The sequence below is a fragment of the Cellulomonas sp. FA1 genome, from assembly GCF_000986825.1.
GTDB classification, from domain to species: Bacteria; Actinomycetota; Actinomycetes; order Actinomycetales; family Cellulomonadaceae; genus Cellulomonas; species Cellulomonas iranensis.
On the sequence record NZ_LBMY01000001.1, the window covers coordinates 3,714,936 to 3,735,327 of the forward strand.

15 protein-coding genes and 1 tRNA gene are annotated in these 20,392 nt (G+C 73.2%); 12 read left to right on the top strand and 4 right to left on the bottom strand.

The window, feature by feature from the left end:
- Positions 1 to 24 precede the first annotated feature (24 nt).
- Positions 25 to 1,017 carry an aldo/keto reductase gene (locus GY42_RS16800; RefSeq protein WP_046530185.1) on the top strand — a complete coding sequence of 331 codons (993 nt, stop codon included), beginning with the start codon at positions 25 to 27 and terminating at the stop codon, positions 1,015 to 1,017.
- Positions 1,018 to 1,049: 32 nt separating this feature from the next.
- Here the strand turns inward: GY42_RS16800 and GY42_RS16805 are convergent, their stop codons facing one another.
- Both GY42_RS16805 and GY42_RS16810 read right to left on the bottom strand, forming a co-directional pair.
- Positions 1,050 to 1,835, bottom strand: coding sequence for a hypothetical protein (locus tag GY42_RS16805; RefSeq protein WP_236686829.1), 786 nt, complete (start codon positions 1,833 to 1,835; stop codon positions 1,050 to 1,052).
- Between the two features lies 1 nt (position 1,836).
- Complete coding sequence (locus tag GY42_RS16810; RefSeq protein WP_046530186.1) at positions 1,837 to 2,334, bottom strand: OsmC family protein; 498 nt, start codon at positions 2,332 to 2,334, stop codon at positions 1,837 to 1,839.
- 304 nt (positions 2,335 to 2,638) lie between these two features.
- On the opposite strand from GY42_RS16810, the gene GY42_RS16815 reads away from it, so the two are divergent.
- The 4 genes from GY42_RS16815 to GY42_RS16830 all read left to right on the top strand — a co-directional run bounded on the left by GY42_RS16815 (position 2,639) and on the right by GY42_RS16830 (position 12,170).
- A complete protein-coding gene (locus GY42_RS16815; protein ID WP_046530187.1) occupies positions 2,639 to 3,046 on the top strand; it encodes a transferase in 408 nt (135 codons plus the stop codon).
- Between the two features lie 117 nt (positions 3,047 to 3,163).
- Complete coding sequence (locus tag GY42_RS18460) at positions 3,164 to 4,231, top strand: helix-turn-helix domain-containing protein (RefSeq protein WP_052748475.1); 1,068 nt, start codon at positions 3,164 to 3,166, stop codon at positions 4,229 to 4,231.
- Between the two features lie 187 nt (positions 4,232 to 4,418).
- Positions 4,419 to 11,378 (top strand): DUF5979 domain-containing protein, encoded by a 6,960-nt coding sequence (locus GY42_RS16825; protein ID WP_152667365.1) that lies wholly within the window; start codon positions 4,419 to 4,421, stop codon positions 11,376 to 11,378.
- Positions 11,379 to 11,498: 120 nt separating this feature from the next.
- Positions 11,499 to 12,170 (top strand): AIM24 family protein, encoded by a 672-nt coding sequence (locus tag GY42_RS16830; RefSeq protein ID WP_046530189.1) that lies wholly within the window; start codon positions 11,499 to 11,501, stop codon positions 12,168 to 12,170.
- A gap of 55 nt (positions 12,171 to 12,225) precedes the next feature.
- Here GY42_RS16830 and GY42_RS16835 read toward each other — a convergent pair whose 3' ends face one another.
- Positions 12,226 to 13,137, bottom strand: coding sequence for a ribonuclease Z (locus GY42_RS16835; RefSeq protein ID WP_046530190.1), 912 nt, complete (start codon positions 13,135 to 13,137; stop codon positions 12,226 to 12,228).
- Between the two features lie 227 nt (positions 13,138 to 13,364).
- Between GY42_RS16835 and GY42_RS16840 the strand changes: the two genes are divergently transcribed.
- Both GY42_RS16840 and GY42_RS16845 read left to right on the top strand, forming a co-directional pair.
- Entirely contained in the window at positions 13,365 to 14,177 is an 813-nt protein-coding gene (locus GY42_RS16840) for a hypothetical protein (RefSeq protein WP_236686830.1), read from the top strand.
- Between the two features lie 394 nt (positions 14,178 to 14,571).
- Entirely contained in the window at positions 14,572 to 15,126 is a 555-nt protein-coding gene (locus tag GY42_RS16845) for a hypothetical protein (RefSeq protein WP_046530191.1), read from the top strand.
- Positions 15,127 to 15,355: 229 nt separating this feature from the next.
- Here the strand turns inward: GY42_RS16845 and GY42_RS19230 are convergent, their stop codons facing one another.
- Entirely contained in the window at positions 15,356 to 15,832 is a 477-nt protein-coding gene (locus GY42_RS19230) for a hypothetical protein (RefSeq protein WP_152667367.1), read from the bottom strand.
- Between the two features lie 339 nt (positions 15,833 to 16,171).
- On the opposite strand from GY42_RS19230, the gene GY42_RS16855 reads away from it, so the two are divergent.
- From GY42_RS16855 to GY42_RS16875, 5 genes are all read left to right on the top strand, one after another.
- Positions 16,172 to 16,244, top strand: a tRNA-Arg gene (locus tag GY42_RS16855).
- A gap of 155 nt (positions 16,245 to 16,399) precedes the next feature.
- Positions 16,400 to 16,627: a hypothetical protein gene (locus tag GY42_RS16860; RefSeq protein WP_046530193.1), complete on the top strand. Its 228-nt coding sequence runs from the start codon at positions 16,400 to 16,402 to the stop codon at positions 16,625 to 16,627.
- 259 nt (positions 16,628 to 16,886) lie between these two features.
- Complete coding sequence (locus tag GY42_RS16865; protein WP_046530194.1) at positions 16,887 to 18,128, top strand: IS256 family transposase; 1,242 nt, start codon at positions 16,887 to 16,889, stop codon at positions 18,126 to 18,128.
- Between the two features lie 161 nt (positions 18,129 to 18,289).
- A complete protein-coding gene (locus GY42_RS16870; protein ID WP_046530195.1) occupies positions 18,290 to 19,327 on the top strand; it encodes a ParA family protein in 1,038 nt (345 codons plus the stop codon).
- Positions 19,324 to 20,187 carry an SIR2 family NAD-dependent protein deacylase gene (locus tag GY42_RS16875; RefSeq protein WP_052748477.1) on the top strand — a complete coding sequence of 288 codons (864 nt, stop codon included), beginning with the start codon at positions 19,324 to 19,326 and terminating at the stop codon, positions 20,185 to 20,187. The genes GY42_RS16870 and GY42_RS16875 overlap by 4 nt, the downstream gene beginning before the upstream one ends.
- Positions 20,188 to 20,392: the final 205 nt, after the last annotated feature.

Genomic DNA, 20,392 nt, shown 5'->3' on the forward strand with positions numbered 1-20,392 from the left:
CTCCACCGGGGTACGGTCGTCGGCATGCGGAGCAGGGTGGTGGGACGGACGGGTCGTGAGGTCGGAGTGATCGGGCTGGGCTGCTGGCAGCTCGGCGGCGACTGGGGCGAGGTCGGCGACGACACGGCGCACGCCGTGCTCGAGGCCGCGGTCGCCTCGGGCGTGACGTTCCTCGACACGGCCGACGTGTACGGCGACGGGCGGTCCGAGCGCGCGATCGGCGCGTTCCTCGCGTCGCGCCCCGACCTCGCCGGGTCGGTCACGGTCGCCACCAAGATGGGCCGCCGCGCCGACCCGCACGTCGCCGAGGCGTACACGTACGACGCGTTCTGCCGGTGGACCGACCGCAGCCGCGTCAACCTGCGCACCGACACGCTCGACCTCGTGCAGCTGCACTGCCCGCCCAGCGCGGTGCTGCGCAGCGACGACGTGTACGACGCGCTCGACCGGGTCGTCGAGGACGGCCGCGCGGCCGCCTACGGCGTGTCCGTCGAGACCGTCGACGAGGCGCTCGCGGCGATCGCGCGCCCGCACGTCGCGTCGGTGCAGATCATCCTCAACGCCTTCCGCCGCAAGCCGCTCGAGCAGGTGCTGCCCGCGGCGGCCGAGGCGGGCGTCGGGATCGTCGCGCGCGTGCCGCTCGCGTCCGGCCTGCTGTCGGGGAGGTACGACGAGCAGACGCAGTTCGCGCCCGACGACCACCGCGCCTACAACCGCCACGGCGAGGCGTTCGACGTCGGCGAGACGTTCTCGGGCGTGCCCTACGACGTCGGCGTCCGCGCCGCGCGCGAGGTCGCCGGGCTCACGCCGTCGGGCATGACGACCGCGCAGCTCGCGCTGCGCTGGATCGTGCAGCAGCCCGGCGTCTCGGTGGTCATCCCGGGGGCGCGCACGCCCGCGCAGGCGCAGGCCAACGCGGCCGCCGACACGTTCCCCGACCTGTCGGACGAGACCCTCGCGGCGCTCGCCGACGTGTACGACCGCGACGTGCGGGAGCACGTGCACGCTCGCTGGTGACGCCTGCCGCACGCGCGACGGACGCGTGCGGCTCAGCGGCGACGCAGGAAGCCCCGCCGGCGTGCGGCGCCGTCCGTCGGCTGGGGCGCCGGCCGTGCGGGCGCGACCGCGTCGGCCTGGCCGACGACGTGCGGGGCGGTCGCGAGCTGCGCGTGCACGGGCACGGCCTCGACGACCCGCGGGAACGTCTCGGGGGCGGGGCCGAAGGCCAGGCGCGCGCCCTTGATCACGCCCTGCCCGAGCGCCCGGCCGCCCGCGACGCCGATCGCCGCGCCGAGGCCGTAGGGCGCGAGCCGCCCGACCGCGAGCCCGCCGAACCGGGCGGTCTGCGTGCGCAGCAGCTTGCGCGTGAGCTGGTTGTTGACCTTCTTGACCGTGCCCATCGGCATGCGGGTGAGCAGCACGCGGCCCACGCGGAACGTGGTCAGCTCGGTCGCGTCGCTCACGACCTTCGCGCCGGACTCGCCCAGCAGGGTCGACAGCAGCAGCGCCTTGCGGCGCTCGGTGTCGGTGACCTCGATGCCGTGCACCGACGCGACGGCGAGCGCGAACGCCGCGGACGCGCCGAAGAACGTCGCGACGTCGCTCACCGTCAGCGCGGTCGCGAGGCCCGTGCCGACGATCGGCGCGGCCGCCGCGGCGCCGACGGCGCCGCCCGTGCCCGCCACGACCAGCAGGTACTCCTTCTCGAGGAGCTCGACGACCCGGGCGGGGTCCGCGTCGGGGTTGCGGCGCCGCACGCTCTCGACGTGCGCGTGGATCGTCGCGGACGGGATCGTCACGGCCTTGTCGAGCGCCCCCTGCACGAGCCGCGGCACGTCAGCGCTCCCCGGACACCGTGAGCGTCGTCGTGGCGCCGTGCTCGAGCGTGCGCCCGACCGTGCAGTGCTGGTCGACCGCGCGGTGCACGACCGTCAGCAGTCGGTCGCGCGTCGCGTCGTCGAGGCCCGAGAGGTCGACCTCCATGACCTCGGCCAGCGCGGGGTAGCGGTCCTCGGTGGGGTGCGTCGCGCCGCCCACGCGGATGGTGACCCGGACGTCGTCGCCGAGGCGGTGCACGAGCGCGGCGTCGGCGGACAGGCCGCTGCACGCGCCGAGCGCGATCTTCAGCAGCTCACCGGGGGAGAAGGCCTCCGGGTCGCCGACCGACCCGATGCGCACCTGCGCGCCGCGCGAGCTGCGGCCCACGTACTGCCGCTTGCCGGTGCGCTCGAGCCAGAGCTCGGTGTCGCCCGCGTTGGCGAGCGGGTCGGGGGTCGCAGCCCCTGTGGGTGCCGGGCTCCCGGCGACGTCGGGCGCGTCCTGGTCGGTCGTCATGGGGCGATCCTCGCACGCACCCGCGCGGGGTTCTCGGCGAGCGCGCGACGCCGCGCCCGCCGCTTCCCGGGGCCGTCGAACGCGGGGACCGGCCGCTTCCGCGGGCCGGGACGCGGCCGTTCCCCGCGTTCGGCGACGCGCCCCGGCGGGGCCGGCGGCGGTCGTGCCGCGGCGGCGGTGGCCGACCGCGCGCGGTGGTCCAGGTCACGGCGGCCGGGACAGGTCCGCGGGGCTCGCGTGAAGGTCGTGTGACGGGCCTTCCCGTGGGAACAGAGCCTGCGGTCGGATCGTTGCGATGAGCAGGATGAAGCGATACGAGGAACTCGAGACCGAGGACGGCAAGGTCGTCCGCTACCAGCGACACGAGAACGGCGGCGGCCTCGTCGCCAAGGGTGCGCGCGTGCACGAGAGCGCGTTCGTGGCCGACTCCGCGTGGGTCGACCCGGGCGCGGTCGTCGAGGCTGGTGCGTCGGTGGGCCGGTTCTGCTGGATCGAACCGGGTGCCGTCGTCTCCGAGCGCGCGCGCCTGGGCTCGCACGTGCACGTCGGCCGGGACGCGGTCGTCGGCCGCGGCGCCCGCCTGGGTGCGCGCGTCGAGGTCGGTGCGGGTGCGCACCTGGACCCGGCGCTCGTCGTCGAGCCCGAGGCGCGGATCGCCGACGGCGCGCACGTCGAGCGGACGGGCTTCCCGCCGCACGTGCTCGCCGCCTGACGCACGTCGCACCACGACCGCCGCCCGGCGTCACGCGCCGGGCAGCGGTCGTGCAGTGCGCGGTCGCGCCTCGAGTTCACCCGTTCGGGTGGGAGGAGCCCGGCTAGCGTCGGACGTATGCCCAACGCCCCGGTCGTCCCGCAGGTCACGGCCACGACGGAGGCTCTGACGGCCGAGGGGCGACCCGCCGTCGTGGTCCGCCAGGACCGGTCGACCGCCGCCGTGCTCGACTGGGTGAGCAGGTTCGTCGGGCGGGGGCCGCTCGAGGTGGGCCGCAGCGAGATGCTCGCGCTCATGGCGCCCATGGGCTGGGACCTCGCCTTCCCCGACGGGGACGCGACCGCCGGGACGGTGCACCCGCTCGCCGCCGACCGCATGCTGCTGCTGCGGTACGAGGGCTCGCGGTACGTCGCGGTGTCCGACCGCGCGCCGTCCTCTGTGCCTGCCGGGCCGCGCATCGCGGTGCTCGAGCTGGTCGAGGCGGGCACGGGGCGGCTGCTGCGCGGTGACCACGACCTTCCGCTCGGCCCGGGCGACGTCATCCTGCACCCGCCGCGCGGCCGCTACCGCATCGAGTGGCAGACCGGACCGTGCCGTCGGACCTACGTGCTGCTGACGACCTCGCTGTTCGGCCGGCGGCCGGACGCGATCCTGCGCGACGAGGACCTCGTGCTGCGCGACGCGCCCCTCACGCCCGCCGCGCAGCACCTCGTCGAGGTGCTGTTCGACGAGGACACGGACACGGTCGTGCGGCTCACCGCGACGCAGGCGCTGCAGGGTCTGGTGGCGGCCACGGTGGCGTCGGCGATCGACCGCGGGCAGGCCCCGCCCGAGCAGGGCCTGCGTGACCGGGTCCGGGCGCTGCTCGTCGAGCGGTACGCGGACCCCGCGCTCGACGCCGACGCGGTCGCGAGTGAGCTGCGGATCAGCAGGCGGCACCTGTTCGCGCAGTTCGAGGACAGCCCCGACTCGTTCGCGACGACCCTGCGGGACATCCGGCTCGAGCACGCCGCGGAGATGCTGGCGGGCGCCGACGACGGCGTGACGGTGCGCCGGGTGGCACGCGAGACCGGGTTCGCGGGGACGGCGCAGCTGGGCCGGGCGTTCCGGGACCGGTTCGGGCTCACCCCGACGCAGTTCCGTGCCGCCGCCCTGCGCGGGCAGCCGCTGCCGACGGAGCGCTGACGGGGCGTCCTGCCGGCGGGTGGGGCCCGAGTCAGGGCGCCACGTCCGCGACCGCGTCGAACACGACGAACCGGACCGCGTTGACGATTCGTGCGCGCACCGGTGACATACCGCGCAGTCTCACCCGGGTCACGGGACCAACGACCCCCAGGGTATGGGCGATCCCGATCCGCCCGGAGGCTCCCGCATGCCCACGCAGTCCCGAGGTCGCGCGTTCCCGCGCCGCCTCATGTCGTTCGTCGCCGCGGCGCTCGCCGCGCTGCTCGCGCTGCCCGTGCTCACGGCACCGGCGGCCGCGGCAGACCCCCAGTACCTCGGCATCACCAAGTCGGTGGACCGCAGCGAGCTCGCGCCGGGCGACACGTACACGTACAGCGTGCAGGTGGCGTGCTCGGAGGCGTCGTGCCTCGACGCGGTGCTGACGGACCCGCTGGGCGAGCACGCGGGGCACGAGCTGCTGGACGTCGAGCTGCTGCCGTCGACGCCGGGTCTGACGTTCGTCCCGACGTGGACGTCGGGCGGCACGACGTCGGCGACGGCGCCCGCGGTCGTCGCGGCCGACACGCGGCTCGACGTCGCGTTCACGCAGCCGACCGTCAGCCCGACGGGTGAGGGCATCCAGGCCGGGCAGACGTTCTCGGTGCAGCTGACGCTGCGCGTGCCCACCGACCTGACGCCGGGCACCACGACCACGCACGTCAACACCGCGACGGTCACGGCGACGAACTCGGCACCCGCGACTGCGTCGGCGCAGGTCGAGGTCACGGTGCCGGTGACCGTGGCCGTCACCCCCGCCAAGTCGTGGACGCCGGCCCAGCAGGCCTTCGCCGCGGGTGCGCCGTCGACCATCACGATCGGCGCGACCAACGCCGCCAACGTCCCGGCCGACGCGCTCGTGCTGCAGGAGCCCGCGGTCGCGCCCGAGGGTGCCGCGACCCTCGACGCCGCGAACCCGTTCACGCTCGTCGACCTCGTGTCGCTCAGCGGCGTGCAGGTGCCGACCGGCTGCACCGCGGTGCGCGTCGACGCGTACGTGCAGCGTGCGGGCACGTGGACGTGGGTCGCGGGCGACGGCGGCCTCGTGCTCCCCGGCGGCGTCGACGCGGACGCCGTCGGGGGCCTGCGCGTGACGTGCGACGGCCCCGTGGCCGTCGGCGACACGCTGTCCCTCGACCTGGGCGTCGCGCAGCGCGCGACCCACCGCACGACCGACGCCGACCTGTCGGTCACCACGAGCACGCTCACCAACACCGTCGCGGCGACGGTCGAGGTCGACGGGCAGGACCCGGTCTCCGCGACGGCGACCGCGCCGTACCGCGTCGACCCCGCGCGCCTGGGCACCGAGGTCGTCAAGGACTTCGCGCCGGCGCGCGTCTCGGCCGGCGAGCCGAGCGTGCTGAGCCTCGTGGCGTCGCAGACGTCCGACGTGCCGGTCCGCGAGCTGCGCGTGAGCGACCTCGACTTCTTCGGCGCCGACCCCGCGTTCGGCGGGTTCGACGGCGCGCCGTCGTGGCCGACCGGCGCGACGGGCGCGTCGGTCGTCTACCACCTGTCCGACGGCTCGACGCCGTCCGTCACGTTCGCCGCGGGCGACGTGCCGGCCGCCCCCGCGCTGGGCGCGGGCGTGCACGTCACCGGGTTCGAGCTCGTGTTCACGGGCTCGATCGCGCCGGCCGCCGAGCCCGCGCGCGCCCGCGTCACGGTGCTCACCGCCGAGACCGCGACCGGCCCGGTGCGGCAGCTCGACAACACCGCGACGGTGCGCGTCGAGGCGCCCAACGGCAACACCGCGCAGGGCACGGACGACGCGCGCCTCACGGTCGTGCCCGCGTCCATCGAGGTCGGCCTGGCCAAGACGGTCCGCCCGAACGCCCAGCTGCGCCCCGGCGACACCGCGGTCACCGAGCTCCGCACGACGCTCGCGGTGTCCTCGTCGTACGTCACGGCGCGCGACCTCGTCGTCACCGACGCGTGGGACGGCGCCGCGCGCGGCTTCTGGGACGGCTTCGACCTGACGGCGATCGCGCCGACGCAGGTGCCGTCGGAGACGTCGGTCGAGGTGCGCCTGCAGACGGCCGTCGGCACGTGGGTCACGGTCCGCACCGAGCCCGCGCGGGCCGAGACGTGGCTGCTGCAGCTCGACGCCGCGGAGCTCGCGGCCGGGCTGCCGGCCGGGGTCGCGCTGAGCGACGTCACGGGCGTCGAGCTGCGCCTGCACGACGCCGACGGGTTCGAGGAGAACACGACCGTCACGCCGTACCTCGTGACGACCGCGCGCGGCACGCTGCGCAGCGGCGGCACCCTGCCCGAGGGCACGACGACGCTGCGCAACGCGGCGACCGTGGTCGGCAGCGGCACGACCGGCGGCGGCACCCCGGTGTCCGACGGCGACGACGCGGACGACGACGCGGCGGTCACCCCGCCGCCGCCCGGCACGGGCCCGGTGGAGGTCCGCAAGACGTGGACGCAGCCGACGGTCGCCGCGCAGTCGGGCCAGCAGCGCACGACGCGCGTCGCGTGGCGGACCGCCGCGGGGGCGTCGTCGGTGACGCTCACCGACCCGGCCGCCGCGACGGACCCGGCCGCGGCCGACCCGGCGGGCACGCTGCTCGACGCGTTCGACCTGGTGCGCGTGCAGCCGATCGCCTACTCGGCGACGCCGTTCACGAACGGCTGGTACCTCAAGTACGACCGCGTCACCGACGTGCGGCTGCTGCTGCCCGACGGTGCGGGCGGGCGGTCCTGGCAGTCGGTCACGGCGCCCGCGGGCGGCTGGACCAACGGCGGCGGGTTCGTCGGGTACACGCTGACGACGCAGCAGCGCGCCGACGCGTGGGGCGTGCAGCTCGTCCTCGAGGAGAACGGCCCCGCGCGCGCCGCGGCCCGCCAGGCGGGCGCCGCCCTCGACCCGTTCGCGCCCGCCGTGGGCACGGGCGTCGCGGCGTCGTCGATCGACCGCACGCTCGACCTGCAGTGGCAGATCCGCGAGGTGCGCCGCACGGGCGGCTGGGTCACCGACGAGGAGACCTACAACGCGGGCGCCGCGGGCGTCGTGCGCAACACCGTGGGCATCGCGGCGCAGCGCACCGACGGCGTCGTGACCGCGCAGGAGCGCGCGGACATCACGATCACGGGCTCGACGCCGCTCGTGCGCGTCGACAAGACCGTGTCGACGGGTGACGTCGCGTACGTGCCGCGGCCCGGCGTGGTCCCGGCGGACCAGTGGCCCACGCGTACGTTCGGCCTCACGGCGTGGAACGACGCCGTGGCCCGGGCCTCGTACCTGCGCATCACCGACCCGGCGTGCTCCGACGTCGACGTGCAGGGCACGGCGTGCGCGCTCGCGGACCCGACCGCCGACCCGTTCGCGGCGTCCGTGGACTGGCTCGCGCCCGGCAGCGGCGAGAGCCCGTTCGACCGGTTCGACCTGACGAAGGTGCGGTTCTCCGCGACGCGCCCGGCGGAGGTGGACCTCGCGGCGTCGACCGCGTGGCTGCTGCGCTACGTCGACGGCGACTACACCAGCGAGCGCACGACCGTCGCGGTGCTGCTCGCCATGACGCCCGCGCAGCTCGCGGACGTCGTGGCGCTGAGCGCGACGTTCCAGGGCACCGACCCGGCGTTGACGGGCGGCACGATCACGCAGGGCAACCGCCTGCGGCTCGACCTCGACACGCGCCTGCGCACCGAGGTCCGGTCGACGGGCCAGGCGCAGACGCTGCGCGCCGGCGAGTCCGTGACGGTCGAGAACCACATGTACGCCCAGTCGTACGACCCGGTGCTGGACCCGTCGGGCGCGACGATCGCCGCCGGCACCGACGGCGTCGACGTGCGCCTCACGGGCGGCGAGATCAACGTGGGCGTCGCCAAGACGATCTCGCCCGCGGTGGTGACCGAGCCGACGCGCGACGAGCCGCTGACGGTGCGCCTGACGGCGACGAACGGCACGGCCCCGGCGGGCACGCTCGCGCCGGCGCAGGTGCGCCTGCAGGACGACGCGACGACGTCGCCGGAGTTCTGGGACCGGTTCGACCTGGTGGGCCTGGGTGCGGTGACGCTGCCCGTGGGCGCCGACCAGGTGCAGGTCGACGTGCACGGGCCGTTCGGGCCGGGCGGCGCGGACGCGTGGGTGACGGGCACACCGGGGGCGACCCCGACGCTGCCGGTCGCGGCGGAGCGCGCCGGTGACGTCGACGGCGTCCGGTTCGTGCTGTCGCGCGCCGACGGTGCGTTCTTCTCGGACGCGGTGCCCGCACCGGGCTGGTCGACGACCGCGCAGCTGCAGGTGCGGCTGCGGGACGTCACGCGCACGGACGGCGACCCGATCGTGCTGGACGCCGACCACCACGAGGTGACCAACACCGTGGTGGGCCAGGCGGACCGGCTCAACGGCGAGGCGTCGCAGGAGCGCGCGAGCGCCGCCGCGGTCGACCTCTTCGAGGGCACGCACCGCCTCGCGGTCGACAAGCTCGCCAACGAGGGCAACCGCACCGTGCAGGTCGGCACGGCCGTGCCGTGGGACCTGTCGTTCCGCAACGCGGGCAGCGGCTACCTCGACGTCGCCGAGCTGCGCGACACGCTGCCCGAGCACCTCGTGTGGACGGGTGAGACCGCCCCGGTCGTGACGGTGCCCGCGGGCAGCGCCATGGGTGACCAGGTGACCGTGTCGGTCGACGGCGACGACCTGGTGCTCGCGTGGCCGCAGGACGCGCGCCGGCTGGCGCCGGGCGAGCGCGTGGACGTGCGCCTGGTGCTCGAGCTGCAGCCCGGCCTGTCGGCGGGGCAGCGCGCGGTCAACACCATGGCCGTGCGGACCGCGCAGACGCTCGAGGCGTGCACGCCGCTCGACGGCTCGCGCGCCGTGACGGGTGCGTGGGCGGACGACGCGACCACGTGCGGCTCGGCCGACCACGTGTCGCCGCGCGCCGGCTCCAACCTGTTCGCCGTCAAGGGCGTGCGGGGCTCGCAGCCCGGTGCGGCGACGGCGGACGGCCAGGAGTGCACGACGCGCCTGACCGCGACCGGCGGCGACTACCACCGCACGCCGTGCATCGCGCGCTCGCTGGCCGGTGCGCAGGACGACTGGGTGCTGCGCGCGCAGAACGCGGGCACGACGAGCGTCGACGAGCTGACGATCTTCGACCCGCTCGCGGCGACCGGTGACCGCATGATCATCACGGGCGGCGAGCGCGGCTCGGTGTACCGCCCGCAGGTCGTGCCCGGTTCGCTGCAGGTCACGGCGCCCGCGGGTGCCGTGGTGGTGACCGAGGTGACGACGACGGCGGACGTGTGCGCCGGCACGTGGGCGGGCCTGCAGGACCAGGCCGTCTGCGAGCAGTCGGGCGAGGCGTGGTCGGTGGCCGACGACGCGACCGACTGGTCGGCCGTCACGGGCCTGCGCGTGCACGTGGACCTGCGGCCGTCGGCCGCGGGGGCGCTGCTGAGCGGGCAGTTCGTCGACGTGACGTTCTCGACCGTCAACGTGCTGGCGGGTGACGACGCCGTGGACGGCGTGCCCGCGGGCTCGGCGGCCGACGCGGTGGTCGCGTGGAACCAGTTCGGCGTGAAGTACCACGACGTGGGTGCGCCGACGTGGTCGAAGATCGCGCCGCCCAAGATGGGCGTCGAGGTGCTGACCGGCCCGATCGAGGTCCGCAAGGTCGTCGAGGGCCCGGCGGGCGGCTACGCGCCGGCGTCGTTCGGCGCCGACGTGGTCTGCACGCTCGACGGCGTCACCCTCGACCTGGGGGCCGCCGCGACGCTCACGCTCGACGAGGGCAACGGCTGGACGGCCCGCGTCGAGGGCGTGCCGGTGGGTGCGCGGTGCGACGTCACCGAGACCGGTGAGCCCGGCAGCCACGGCGAGACGACGCGGTCCGGCACGGTCCGGCTCGAGGTCGACGCGCCCGCGGGTGCGGACGGCGCCGTGCCGACCGCGCAGGTCGCGACGCTCACCAACACGTACGCGTTCGGCGGCCTGAGCGTCACCAAGCGCGTCGACTCGACCGCGACCGCGGGCCTCGAGGGGCCGTTCACGTTCGCGCTGACCTGCACCGCGGCCGGCACGGGTGCGCCCGTGACGTTCGACGGCGTCGACGCGCTGACGTTCACGCTCGCCGACGGCGAGACCTTCACGGCCCCGGACGAGGTCATCCCCGCCGGTGCGACGTGCGCGCTGACCGAGACCGACAGCCGCGGCGCCGACCGCGTGCTGCTGGTCGGGGACGGCGTCGTGCCGACGGGCCCGGGTGCGGCTGACGTGACCGTGGGCGCCGACGGCGCGCAGGTCGAGGTCGTCAACGGGTTCGACGCGGGCGTGCTCGAGGTCCGCAAGGTCGTCGACGGCGCCGGTGCGGCCACGTGGGGCGCGGGTGCGTCCTTCGGGTTCTCCGCGGTCTGCACGTACGACGCGCGCACGGTGCTCGACGAGTCGTTCGAGCTCGTCGCGGGCGGGCTGCGGACGTTCGGGCCGTTCCCGGTGGGCACGTCGTGCCGCGTGCTGGAGACGGCCGCGGGCGGCGCCACGAGCTCGGTGCTCGCACCGGCCGACGGCGTCGTGACGGTCGAGCCCGCGTCCGACGAGGGCGAGGTCCCGGCGGCCGTGGTGACGGCGACCAACACGTTCGACGTCACGTCGGTCGAGGTCGTCAAGCAGGTCGCGGGCGCCACGACGGCGCCGGGCGCGGCCGGGCCGTTCACGGTCGAGCTGGTCTGCACGTGGCCGGTCGACGGCCAGGACGTGCCGCTCGACGTGCCCGGTGGTGCGCAGCGGACGCTGCGGGCGCCGACCGCGCTGACCGCGTCGTGGACGGGCCTGCCCGTCGGTGTGGACTGCACGGTCACCGAGACGGAGACGGGCGGGGCCGCGCAGGTGGCCGCGACCGTGCGCGTCGAGGGGCGCGAGCCCGTGACGTCGACGGGGGCCCGCGTGCCCGTCGTCGGGCTGGCCGGGACCACGGAGCCGGGGCAGGCTGTGGTCGAGCTGGTCAACACGTTCGACGCGCCGCCGACCGACGGCGGCACGACCGCCGCGGACCGTGACCCGCTCGCGCTGACCGGTGCGGACGTGCTGCGCGCCGGCCTGGGGGCCCTGCTGCTGCTGGCGGCCGGTGGCCTGCTCGTCGCCCTGCGGAGGCGACGGGCCTGAGGACCGGTGGCGGCCGGCATCCCCCCCGACGCCGGCCGCCACCGCTGCACGACGCCGTCCGGGTGAACTCACCCGGGCGGCGTCGTCGTCGTGACCCCGTGGGGGTGCAGGATGACGCCCATGCGTAGCGACATCTTCGACCAGGCGAACCTCGAGGTCGAGAACGGACAGCGGTTCTTCCTGCAGAACTCCAAGATGCTCAAGGTGACCCTCGGCGAGCCCGTGCTCGCCGCGAAGGGCTCGATGGTCGCCTACCAGGGGGCCGTGCAGTTCCACCACAAGGGCTCGGACACGCTGGCGAAGTTCGTCAAGCGCGCGATCAGCTCCGACGACCAGGCGCTCATGACCGTCTCCGGGCAGGGCGACGTGTTCTTCGCGCGGTTCGCCGAGACGGTGTTCATCATCCACCTCGAGGGCGACGCGATCAGCGTCGGCGGCTCGTCGCTGCTCGCGTTCGACGCGACCCTGCAGTGGGACCTGCACCGCACGCGCGGCGCCGGCATGATGACCGGCGGCCTGTTCAACACCCTCATCCAGGGCCACGGGTCCGTCGCGCTGACGTCCGACGGCCAGCCCGTCATCCTCGACTGCTCGCAGCAGCCCACGTTCGTCGACCCCAACGCCGCCGTGTGCTGGTCGGCGAACCTCGTGCCCGAGGTCGTGTCGAGCATGAACATGAGCTCGCTGCTGCGCGGCGGCACGGGCGAGGCGTTCCAGTACAAGTTCCACGGCCCGGGCTTCGTGGTCGTGCAGCCGTCCGAGGGGTTCGCGGGGCTGGGGCAGAGCAGCTGACGTCGCTCGTCCTTCCGGGTGTGAAGGGTTGCCGTCGCGAGGCGACGGCAACCCTTCACACGTTCGTGGGCGCGGTGCGACGCGGCGGGACGGCGAACCGGTCGCCGTCGTGGGCCACGTGCACGGTCGTCGTCGCGCCCGCCGCCCGGACCGCCGCCTCGGCCTGGACGCGCATCGGCTCGAGGTCGGGGTAGCGCGAGGAGAAGTGGGCGAGGACGAGCGTGCGCACGCCGCCGGCCGCGGCCAGCGCACCGGCCTGCCCGGCCGTGAGGTGCAGGTACTGCTCGGCCAGGGCGGCGTCCTCGTCGGTGAACGTGGACTCCGCGAGCAGCAGGTCCGCGCCGTCGGCCAGCGCGCCGGCGCCGTCGCACACCGCGGTGTCCATGACGACGGAGACGCGCTGCCCGGGGCGCGGCACGCTCACGTCCTCCAGCCGCACGTCGCCCACGTGGCCGTCGCGCGTCAGGCGGCCGACGTCGGGGCCGGTGACGCCCGCGGCGGCGAGCCGCTCGGGCTGGAACGTGCGCCCGTCGGGCTCGGTGAGCCGGTACCCGTACGCCTCGATGCGGTGCCGCAGCTCGACGACCTCCAGGCCGTCCGCGACCGGGCCGGACGCGCCGTGCGGGTGCAGCCGCAGGTCGAGCCCCGGGGTCGCGAGGCCGACGAGCGCACGGACCACGGCCTCGCCCGACGCGGGGTAGTGCAGGTGCACAGGGTGCTGCACGCCGTCGAGCACCAGGCGGGACAGCACGCCCGGCAGGCCGTAGGAGTGGTCGCCGTGCACGTGCGTGAGGCAGATGCGCGTGATGCCCGTCGCGGCGACGCCCGCGTGGATGAGCTGACGCTGCGTGCCCTCGCCCGGGTCGAACAGCAGGCCCTCGCCGTCCCAGCGCAGCAGGTAGCCGTTGTGGTTGCGGGTCCGGGTGGGCACGTGCGACGACGTGCCGAGGACGACGAGCTCGCGCACGGGTGGGTCTCCTGTCGGTGGGGCGGGGTGCGGGCCGGGCTGGGTGCGTGCCGGGCGGGTTGCGCGCCGGCGGGGCCGCGGTGCGGCGCCACCCTAGGAGGTGCCGTGCGCGGGCGGCACGGTGAATGCCGTGGGGGCGGGGTGTCACAGCGGGCGGTGCGGGGTGGGTCGGACGTCACGCCTGCGGGGGCTGGCCTGCGGGTTCACGGCTGGGTACGTTCGCGACCGTGCGTCTGAACCGGCCGTCGGCCCGTCCCGCCCTGCTCGCCGTCGCCGCGGTTGCGGCCCTCGCCGCGTGCTCGTCCGGCACGTCGCCCGCGCCGGGTGCCTCGCCCAGCACGTCGGCTCCGACGGTCGTCGCGTCGCCGTCGCCCACCGCGTCCGCGACGCCCGACGTGCCGGTGGTCGCGGCGCCCGCCGAGTGCGACGCGGTCTCGCTCGCGCCGGGTGCGACGGTGACCGGTGCGGACCTGTCCGCGTGCGTCATCGGGTTCTCGCTGGCCGCGGGCAGCGGCCACGAGCACGTGCAGTCCGGCGACTCCACCGCCGAGGTCGACTTCGTGTTCTCCGACGCACCCGCCATGACCGGCACGATGGTCGACGCCGACGGCACCACGTCGTTCGTGCTCACGCAGGACCGGTCGTGGATCACGATCGACGGACGCTGGGTCGAGGGCGACGTCACCAGCAGCGACTCCGAGAAGGTGCTCGCCGGCACGGTCGGCACCGCGTACCGCACGCTCGCCGACCCGTCCGTCAGCGGCGGCATGATCGCCATGTCGCCCACGTACACGGTGCAGGACGACCAGGACGTCATCGACCTCGTCAACGGCGGCGAGGTGCACGCGTGGCGCCTGCAGGCCGACGCGCCGTTCAGCATGGCCGGCGTCGACATGCAGGAGCTCATCGTGTGGCTCGCCGACGGGCACGTGGTCGTCGGGACGCAGGGGACCGGCACGTTCGGGGGAGTGCAGACGACGACCGTGCAGCAGTTCACCGACTGGGGCGTGCCCGTGGTGGTCGAGCCGCCGGTGGGGTGAGGTGGGGCGTCTCCTCACTGCGTCACGCGGAGGCTGATCGCGGAGAGTAGTGGCAGCTCGGTCGTCACGGCGTGTCTGTCGTCATGCACCGGTACGCATGCCTGGCGGGCGGCCAGACGGGTGAAACGGTCCTGTTCACCCCCGCCGCAAGTGCGCGCGCGCCTACGCTCCGGATCTGCCGCCCGAGGTGGCACTTCGGGGCGCATGCGGCGCAGACGGTCCGCGCCCAGAGCAGGGGGAACGATGAGGTCGGCTTCCCGGATCCTGACGGCCGCAGGCGCGGCCGGAGCGCTTGCCGTGATCGACGGCGGAGTCGGGTCCGATGGCATCGTCGGGGGAGACGGCCGCACCACGATCCGGGACGTCCGCTGAGATGAGAGCCGAGCGACGTGGCGTGCTCCCCGTGCTCTCCGCGGTGCTCGGCGTGCTCGGTGCGGTCGTCGGGATCGTGGCCGGCTTGTGGGTGCACTGGTACGTCGTCGAGCCAGGCGACGGTGAGCTGATCTCGGTGGCAAGGACGCTGGTCCCCGACGGCTTCACCCCGGTGAGTGAGCCAGGCGTCACGGGGCAGATGTCCGTGCTGCTCGAGAGGGGTTCTGTCCACGTCGACGCGACCAGCCTCCAGGCAACGACGCTGGGTGTTCTGTCGACCGGCCTGCAGGAGCAGGGATGGACCCTGCGAGAGCAGGTCGACCCGGCCCGGACGACGGGCAGGGTCAAGGTGCAGCGCGACGGTCTGTTTGCCACGGTGTTCGTCACCGACGCGCTGTACGACGACGTGACGACGGCGAGCATCCAGGTGTCCCGCGGCCCGAGCAGCCCCTCTCTGCCGGTGACCGTGGCGCTGGGCGCCGCGGCTGGCATCGCCCTCGGGGTGGTGTCGGGCGTCATCGTCTTCCAGGCGCTGTCGCGCTCTCGGGTCCGTCGGGATGGACCGCGACCCGTCTGAACGGGGCCCCGGGGCGGCGCCGGCGCGCGGCAGACGGATCGGGGATCGTCGTGCCGCGGTCGTCTGAACTGTACCTCCGCGTCGCGACGGTCAGCTCCGGCGGGGCTGCCGCAGCCTGCGGGCGGCCGCACCGGGGTCGGGCCGGATCCCTGTGGCGTGGGCTCCCAGGCCTGGCTGGCGTCGGACGGGTCGACGAGCGCCGTGAGGGGATCAGCGTGAGGCCCGTCCGTCAGCCGGGCTGCGCGCCGAAGCCGCCCTCGCCCCAGGTCGCCTCGACGCGTGCGTCGTCGTCGAGTGCGACCTCGGCGCAGCCGCGGGTCGTCGCCGTGGTCGGTCCGTTGCCCGACGGGACGGCCCAGCAGAGCAGGTGCGTGCCGGTCAGATCGGCGGGCAGATCGAACCTGCCTGACCGCACGGGCTGCCACGTGCCGCCGAGCGCGGTGACGGCGTCGGGGTCCACGGGGGTTTGAAGGTCGTCGAGCGCGTCGCTCGGGCGGGCGTGCAGGAGCGTCCAGCTTGCATCGTCGTCGGCGGGGAGGGCGAGGACCCAGCCCTCGTCGATGGGTGTGTCGGCCAGGCCCGTGTCGTCAACGCTGCGCAGGACTCCGCCGGGGGTGGCGGAGGCGCACGCCGTGAGGGCCGGGAGGAGGGCGAGCGTCGTGGCCGCGACGGCGAGGGCCGGGTCGGGTCGGCGTGTGCGGCGCATGGGCTCCGTCCTGGTGGGACGTCGGTGGTGGTGGTCGTCCGGGAGCGGACCGCTGCAGGGGGACGCGGTCCGGTCCGGGTGGGGCGAGCGTCCCACGACGCGCCGGGAGGCGGGGTGATGGTCGGTCCGCGTCGTCACGAGCGGGCTGCTGTGCACGCCGCGGGTAGCCCGCGCGGAGGGGTTGCTGGCGCACGCGTGCGTCCTGCCCCGGTAGGCTAGATCCGCGTCGAACAGGCCCTCACTGACCTGGGCGGCGTTGCACGGGGCCGACATGAACGCGGTCTGGGACAGGTGGTGTGTCGCCACCGAGTCCCCGACCTTGTTCTCGGGAAGCCCCGCGCGCCTGTAGCTCAGGGGATAGAGCACCGCTCTCCTAAAGCGGGTGTCGGCAGTTCGAATCTGCCCAGGCGCACACCGGTATCAGCGCAGGTCAGGCGCCGTTTTCTGCTGTAGCAGATCGTGTAGCACTCCGACGCTGGGGGCTCGTCGGATGCTGTCGACTGCGCGCCCGTGACCAGGGCTTACAGCCACGTCCAGTGACGCGTAGCCCCCAGGGAGCCCCCAGAGATGGCGCCTGACCGCACGCCCGACCAGGTCCGCGCCGCTGCCGCCGCGATGGACTGTGCCCGCGCCGCCGGGCTACCCGACGACGTGCTGCTGATCATGCTCGCGGCGCGCGAGGCGTTCTGGGGCGATGCGCCCTGGCCGAGCCGTGCCGACCTCGGCCGGGTCCTCGCCGAGCCCGCGGTGCAGATAGTCGACGAGATGCTGTGGTGGACCGCGGTGACCATCTGAACCCTGACGAGACGCGGCAGCGCTTCACCCTCGACCGCGAGGTTGAAGTGGAGTGTTGACGGCGCTACAGAACCTCGTGTCCTTCACCGGTCATGCCGATGCGGAGGCGGGACACATTTCGCTAGACCGAGCGTCTGCGCAGTGGAGTCCCTGATAGTGGTGTAGCGCCGGGACCGGGGTCGTCGTCGTAGACGACGGCGCGGTCACCGCGTGATCCTTCGAGTGAACCTCTCACAGCACTCTCGAACGGAGCATCACGATGACCGCACCACGCATTGTCGACCCTTCGGCCGTCCTGGGCCAGGTGCTGGCGGACGCCTCGCCGGACCTGATGCGTCACCTGCTGGGCACGGTGATCAACTCGTTGCTCTCGGCGGAGGCGGACGCGGTCTGCGGCGCCGAGTGGGGCCAGGCGTCGCCCGACCGGGTCGCGCAGCGCAACGGCTACCGGCACCGCGACCTGGACACCCGGGTCGGCACGATCGACGTCGCGATCCCCAATCTGCGGCAGGGGACCTACTTCCCCGAGTGGCTGCTCGAGCGGCGCAAGCGTGCCGAGACCGCCCTGATCAGCGTGGTGGCGACGTGCTACCTGCTGGGGGTCTCGACGCGGCGGATGGACAAGCTCGCGGCCTCGCTGGGCATCGCGAGCCTGAGCAAGTCGCAGGTCTCGCGGATGGCGGCCGACCTCGACGAGCAGGTCGCGGCGTTCCGCACCCGGTCGTTGGCGGACGCCGGGCCGTTCACCTTCGTGGCCGCGGACGCGTTGACGATGAAGGTCCGCGAGGGCGGGCGGGTGGTCAACGCGGTCGTGCTGGTCGCCACCGGCGTGAACAGCGACGGGCACCGTGAGGTCCTGGGGGTCAAGGTCACCACCGCGGAGACCGAGGAAGCGTGGAACGTGTTCTTCGCCGACCTGGCCGCCCGGGGCCTGGCCGACGTCAAGCTGGTGACCTCGGACGCGCACCGTGGGCTGGTCGAGGCGACCGCGGCGAACCTGCCCGGGGCGACCTGGCAGCGGTGCCGCACCCACTACGCCGCCAACCTCATGGCCGTGACGCCGAAGAGCTCGTGGCCGGCGGTGAAGGCAGCGCTGCACAGCGTCTACGACCAACCCGACGCCGCCTCGGTGCACGCCCAGTTCGACAAGCTGCTCGACCTCGTCGTCGACAAGCTCCCCGCGGTCCACGCCCACCTCGACGCGGCCCGGGCCGACCTGCTCGCGTTCACCACGTTCCCGAAGGCGATCTGGCGTCAGGTCTGGTCGAACAACCCCAACGAGCGCCTCAACAAGGAGATCCGCCGCCGCACCGACGTCGTCGGAATCTTTCCCGACCGCCACTCTGTGACCCGCCTCGTCGGGGCCGTCCTGGCCGAGCAGCACGACGAATGGGCCGAAGGCCGCCGCTACTTCGCCCTCGACGTGCTCACCCGCTCCCGCCTCACCCTCGTCGGCGACAGCTCGCAGGTGACCGACCAGCCGCTCGCTCTTACGGCCTGACCAGCACGAAGATCACGCCGACGCGCTACACCACTTCCAGGGGCTTGACCGTGGCGGAGCTCAGCGCCGTACAGCGCGGGGCCGCGTCGCGTCTGCGCCTCCTCGGTGGACGACAGTGCGCGCGGTACGGTTGCCGCGGGCACACGTAGATCGGAGAGTTGATGAAGACAGTCGCCTTCTTTAACAACAAGGGCGGAGTGGGGAAGACGACGCTCACGTGCAACGTGGCCGCCCACTTCGCACACTCACTCGGGCAAAAAGTCCTCCTCGTGGACTGCGACCCCCAGTGCAACACCACGCAGCTTCTGTTGGCGGAGGAAGTCTGTGATGACCTCTACTGGTCTGGGAACACGGCACAGTTGCCCACCCTGGTGGACGTTACGCGCCCCCTTGAGGAGGGCGGGGCTGAGATTGACGAATCCGTGACTCCCATGCGTTCTTCATCCAACCGCTTCGGCGTCGACCTTCTTCCCGGCCATCCGCGGATGGCGATAGTGGAGGACCTGCTCAGTCGAGCTTGGGCAGAAGCGTCCGGGGGTGACCTCGGCGGCATAAGAAAGACGAATTGGACGACGGACCTGCGCGAGCGTCACGCGAACGAGTACGACGTCCTCTTCTTCGATCTCGGGCCAAGTCTGGGCTCATTGAATCGATCGGTACTTCTCGGCTGCGACTACTTTGTGACGCCGATGGGTGCAGACATCTTCAGTATCGTTGGCGTCCGTAACATCCGCGACTGGTTCCGGCAGTGGCTCGATTCGTACGAAACTGCACTGCAGTTGTGTGAGAAGCGCCACCCCGGCGCCCTCGAGCGCTATTACGCTGACGCGCGGTCGACGATCGGCGAAGGCTTCGTTGGGTACACGGTCCAGCAGTACATCACCAAGTCAAAGCAAGGCAGGCGACGGCCCACGCTCGCATTTGAGCGAATCTTGAACAGCGTCCCCGGCGAAGTGCGCGACTCCTTGGGCGAGTTCTATGCGCCAGGCATCACTGACGATTCAGCCAAGCTCGGCGACGTGCCGAACATGTACAGCTTGATTCCGATGGCCCAGTCGGCGAACGCTCCAATTGCGAAACTGGGGACGGGAGACGGGCTGGTCGGCGCTCAGTACCGCCAGCAGCAGAACTACGCAGCCGTTGTGGGGAGCGTTGCCCGGTCCCTTGCTCAGAACCTCGGCATCCAGGTTCGATCATGAGTCCTGTTGTAATACCGGACTCGCTTGCCACGGAGCTGGCGGAACGCCGGTGTGTCGTCGTCCTGGGGGCTGGCGCCTCGGCGGCAGCGAGCAACGCGCTTGGCGCCCATCCGCCCACATGGGATGCCTTCCTGAATGGCGCTCTCGGGCTTCTTACTCGGAAGGGAGACGCCGATGCTGCACGCGAGCAGATCGCGATCCGCCGTTACCTTGACGCCGCCCAGATCATCGTCGACGGGCTGCCCCCGGCGGATTTTTCGAAGTATGTTCGAGATTGCTTCGAACGACCGCGGTTTGAGGCCTCGAAGATTCACGAACTCGTGCTTGAGCTTGATCCGAAGATCGTTGTCACGACCAACTACGACGATCTCTACGAGGCGCTCTGTCGCCAAGGGGCCGCAGTTGAGGGGTACAACGTCTGCCGGTACTACGAGGAGCATGCGGTCAACGACCTGAGGTCGGACCGTCGACTCATTCTGAAGGCTCACGGTTGCATCTCGAATCCCAGTCGAATTATCTTGACGCGTGAGCAGTACTTTACCGCACGACGTGATCACCCTTCGTTCTATTCCGTGCTAGACGCGCTCATGCTTACCAACACTCTGCTCTTTATCGGGTGTTCAATGGATTCCGATCCAGACGTACAACTGCTCCTGGAGAACTCCAGTATCGCGGCGCCTTCCCAGCACCCCCACTATGCGATTGTGGAAGACCTATGGCACCCGGCCGTCGAGCGAGTCCTCGCGAAGACGTACAACATGAACTTCCTCAAGTTCGATCCTGGGGACTACCGCCAGGTGCAAGGGGCGCTTGAGGATTTGCTTGGGATGGTCCGGGCGCGGCGCGCGCTTCCGTCGTGACTGACAGGGCGCGCCCTGCCGCATTGTGAACGGCCCAGTCCCGGCACGTGACGTAGTGGTCTTGAGGTGTCAAAACGGCTTTGTCTAGCGTTTGGGACGACGCTTGGCCGCTTGTGCGAGTGCGGGCGCGGTCAGCGGGTGGTCAGCGGGCGTCTGGAACGGGCTCGCCCGACGAACCACCCGCATGTAGTTCCGCAAGTCAGCG